Raw genomic sequence first — 918 nt, forward strand, 5'->3', positions numbered from 1 at the left:
TGGCGGTAGGACCGTATGATGTGAGTCCTTATTACATGGAACACAAAGTTATGGAGGCTGAGGCGATGAAGGCGGCCAAGGCCCGCATACTGGAGGTGGCCGCAGAGTTTGGAAAGATTTCCGGACGGAGCTACGGCCTATTTGAAGAATACCGGATGGAGGATGCCCAATTTGCTCTGGTTTTGATCGGGTCCAGTGCCGGGACTGCCAAAGCGGCTGTCGACAAGCTGCGGGATCATGGAGTAAAGGCGGGGCTGATCAAAATAAGAGTATTCCGTCCTTTCCCGGGTGAGGAACTGGCCCGGGCCTTGGCAGGCGTCAGGGCCGTAGCCGTCATGGATAAGTCGGAGGGCTTTTCAGGGAGCGGCGGTCCTTTATTTGCCGAGACCCGCAGTGCTTTGTATGATCTGAAGGAACGTCCTTATCTGATAAATATCGTCTACGGTCTGGGCGGCCGCGACGTAAAGACCGGGGACATTGAAAAGGTGTTCGCCCGGCTGGCGGATATTGCTGGAACCGGCGAGATAGGTCCGGTATATACTCATATGGGGCATAGGTCAAAGGAGGACATAGCATGAGCAAGGTATACAACCTGAAACGGGAAGTGGAAAAGCCGGCTCGTCTCACCGGAGGGCATCGACTCTGCGCCGGATGCGGCGCCGGGGTGGTGGTGTCAGGGGTTCTGCGCGCTCTGGATAAAGAGGACCGGGCGGTGGTGGTCAATGCTACCAGTTGTCTGGAGGTCTCCACTTTTATGTATCCTTACACTGCCTATATGGACAGTTATATCCACTCTGCTTTTGAAAACTCCGCGGCTACCTGTTCCGGAGTGGAAGCAGCCTATAATGCTTTGAAACGACGCGGCAAGGTGGAAGGAACCGTCAAGTTCATCACTTTCGCGGGTGACGGCGGCACCTA

Annotated in this window: 1 protein-coding gene and 1 pseudogene; both read left to right on the forward strand. The window is 55.3% G+C overall.

Annotated elements, in window-relative coordinates; translation table 11 throughout:
• Positions 1 to 578 (forward strand): annotated as a pseudogene (porA, locus tag B3W37_RS01110) (pyruvate ferredoxin oxidoreductase); the annotation flags it as partial.
• Positions 575 to 918: thiamine pyrophosphate-dependent enzyme (locus B3W37_RS01115; RefSeq protein ID WP_483174530.1), on the forward strand; the 344-nt coding region annotated here is incomplete at its 3' end. The pseudogene porA and the gene B3W37_RS01115, both read left to right, overlap by 4 nt.

Source organism: Syntrophomonas sp. UBA5494 (assembly GCF_002426325.1).